Annotated in this window: 4 protein-coding genes; 3 read left to right on the top strand and 1 reads right to left on the bottom strand. The window is 69.3% G+C overall.

Features of this window, described 5'->3' with window-relative positions; translation table 11 throughout:
* Positions 1–306: 306 nt before the first annotated feature.
* Both VJS38_RS17895 and VJS38_RS17890 read left to right on the top strand, forming a co-directional pair.
* Positions 307–666 carry a hypothetical protein gene (locus tag VJS38_RS17895; protein WP_324089509.1) on the top strand — a complete coding sequence of 120 codons (360 nt, stop codon included), beginning with the start codon at positions 307–309 and terminating at the stop codon, positions 664–666.
* 105 nt (positions 667–771) lie between these two features.
* Complete coding sequence (locus VJS38_RS17890; protein ID WP_324089508.1) at positions 772–1,236, top strand: hypothetical protein; 465 nt, start codon at positions 772–774, stop codon at positions 1,234–1,236.
* Between the two features lie 48 nt (positions 1,237–1,284).
* Here the strand turns inward: VJS38_RS17890 and VJS38_RS17885 are convergent, their stop codons facing one another.
* Positions 1,285–1,548, bottom strand: a complete 264-nt coding sequence (locus tag VJS38_RS17885; RefSeq protein WP_324089507.1) for a hypothetical protein — start codon at positions 1,546–1,548, stop codon at positions 1,285–1,287.
* Between the two features lie 332 nt (positions 1,549–1,880).
* On the opposite strand from VJS38_RS17885, the gene VJS38_RS17880 reads away from it, so the two are divergent.
* The gene (locus VJS38_RS17880; protein WP_324089506.1) at positions 1,881–2,159 is read left to right on the top strand and encodes a hypothetical protein; all 279 of its coding nucleotides are present in this window, start codon (positions 1,881–1,883) and stop codon (positions 2,157–2,159) included.
* Positions 2,160–2,320: the final 161 nt, after the last annotated feature.

The following is a 2,320-nucleotide window of genomic DNA, read 5'->3' as shown; positions in this document are numbered from 1 at the left end:
CGGGGTGGAGCAGCCCGGTAGCTCGTCAGGCTCATAACCTGAAGGTCACAGGTTCAAATCCTGTCCCCGCACCCAAGTTCGAAAAACGGCCGCCCCGCAAACGCTGGGCGGCCGTTCGCGTCTCCATCCAAGCCGCGAACCCCGCCGCGCGCTCGGCGGGCTAAGATCCCGACCGCAGGCTTCGCATGCGCGCCAGCCTCGGGGTTTTCACCTCCCTGAACCAGGATGTCGACGGATGGAGACCGCGCGAGGCGGAGCTGACCATCGACGGTTCCGCTGTGCGGGTTCGCCTCCGGGAGTCAGCAAATGCGTCTGCTCGTCGCCGTCGGCATCGCCGCCTTCGCACTGGCCCCGGCCTCTTGGGCGCAACCCGTCGGCGCGACCGCGGCGGGGGACAGCCGCTGCCTCCTGGCGATGGTGGCGCTGTCGAACTCGACCAACCCCAGCGACCAGGCGTTCGGCCAGGTTGGAACCGTCTACTTCATGGGGCGCATCGCCGGGCGCGATCCCGGCTTCGACTTCGGCCGCCTGCGGTCGATGGCCGCGACGATGGATGCGAGGTCGGCTCAGACGGACCTGCGGCAGAGCTGTGGTCCGATGTTCGAGAAATCCATGCATCAGTTGACCGATGCGCTGGCGGGTTCGGCCGTAGCGACGCCCCATTAGCCGATGGCGCATCGTGCTTGCAGGTGTCGTATAGCTATGACGGCGCGCCATAAGCGCGCCGCTTTCCCGCGCCATCGCAGGAAGCTTTTCCCACCGGAGCCGCCCATGCGCCTGGCGATCCTCGCTGTCCTGTCCGCTCTCGCGGCCGCCTCGGCCGCGCACGCCGACCCGGTCTATGAGGCGCACTCCGCCATGGGCGCCTGTCTGGCGGCGGTGATCGACAAGGCGCCGGTGGTCGACATGAAGGGCCAGGACGTGGCGATCCACCGGGAGACCAATCCCAACCTCTGCGCCGTCACCGCGACCGCCGGCGATCCCGCCGAGCTGCGCAAGGCCGTGCTGGATGCGCTCGCCGCGCGGCCGGAGCGCTTCGCGCCGGCGAAGACCGCCTGGGCGCCCGGCGCGCTCGCCTCACGCGAGGCGCTGTGCAACGCGCCCGGCCGGCGGGCGCTGAACGTGGTGGTGGAGACGGCCAAGCCGGGGGCCTCGCCGGTGCTGACCGCGACGGTCGTCGAGGGGCGCAGCCGCGACCAGCGCTGCGACCTGGATATGGGCCGGCAGCAGCCCTGAGGCGAAACCGCCCGACCCGGCGCGTGGCCCGGCCGGGCGGCGTCGTTCTCAGCGGGAGGCGATCTGCAGCGCCGGGTCGCTGGACTGGGCGACAGCGGCCTTGATCGCGGCCCTCACGCAGGGCGCCTGCAGGTAGAAAGCGAGCTGCGAGTCGGAGGTTTCCGCCCGGCAGACGCGAACGGCGGCCTTCTGGATCTCCGCCTTCACCTGCTCGGACGACTTGCCGACGGTCGAGACGTGGATGGATTCCGCCGCCGCCGGTCCGGCGACGAGGACAGCGGCCGCGGCCGCCAGGGTAGCAAAACGAAGCATGATCTTCCGGTCCGTATTGAGGTTGCTTGCAACCCCTTCACGGCGTTCCTCTTTTGCCTTGGGCGAACTGACGTGCCCTGGGCTGAGAGGGTATCTGCACGAATCCGCCCGTACGGCCAAGCTACGGATTTGCCGCATGCAGGGAGTTTCTTTGCGCTGCAACCTGGCTGGGCGCCTGCGCCTCGAAAGCGGGCGAATGAAGGCTTGTCAGCGCTCGACCTCGCGCGGATGTGAGCGTCCAGGCGGCTGCGGCGGGCGATTCGCCGCTCCGGCCCGCCGGCTCTGACGTGTAACCTCCCGCGCGGATGACAGGGCGACAGGAGGAGACGTCGATGGCGGAGGCGATGCAATCCCCGCAAATTCCGCGGAGCTTCATGACCGACATGCCGAACGCGACGATGCACGTCGGGCTCGCGCTGATGAGCCGTCGGTCGAGCGCGCTCGCCGATTTCTGGCGCAGCTGCGCCGAGGTCCGGCAGCCCGCCGAATTGATGGCTGTGCAGCTGAACTACTGGACCCAATTGGTCGACGACTATCAGGAAGCCCTGAACGAGGGCCTGTCGCAGATGTCCGCCGCTTCTTCCGCGGCGCAGTCGGCGGCGCACCGCTAAGCAGTCGCTCAACACCGGGGTGGCGCCCGCGATGGAATGGTCTAGACAGCCGCCGTCGTGGGGAGGCCGCTTCATGCCGTCAAGCTTGCCGCCGCCGAGCGTCGAGGGCGTGGTCGTGTACGCGCCGAGACTGGCTCCGCTCGCCGGCGAGGCGGCGTTCG

It is taken from the genome of Phenylobacterium sp. (assembly GCF_035276905.1).
Lineage (GTDB): Bacteria > Pseudomonadota > Alphaproteobacteria > Caulobacterales > Caulobacteraceae > Phenylobacterium.
This window is presented reverse-complemented; position numbering and strand designations above follow the sequence as displayed.

Excerpts from the sequence above, each read along its gene's own strand:
- VJS38_RS17895 (WP_324089509.1), top strand. The coding sequence starts at position 307 with ATGCGTCTGCTCGTCGCCGTCGGCATCGCCGCCTTCGCACTGGCCCCG.
- VJS38_RS17890 (WP_324089508.1), top strand. The coding sequence starts at position 772 with ATGCGCCTGGCGATCCTCGCTGTCCTGTCCGCTCTCGCGGCCGCCTCG.
- VJS38_RS17885 (WP_324089507.1), bottom strand. The coding sequence starts at position 1,548 with ATGCTTCGTTTTGCTACCCTGGCGGCCGCGGCCGCTGTCCTCGTCGCC.
- VJS38_RS17880 (WP_324089506.1), top strand. The coding sequence starts at position 1,881 with ATGGCGGAGGCGATGCAATCCCCGCAAATTCCGCGGAGCTTCATGACC.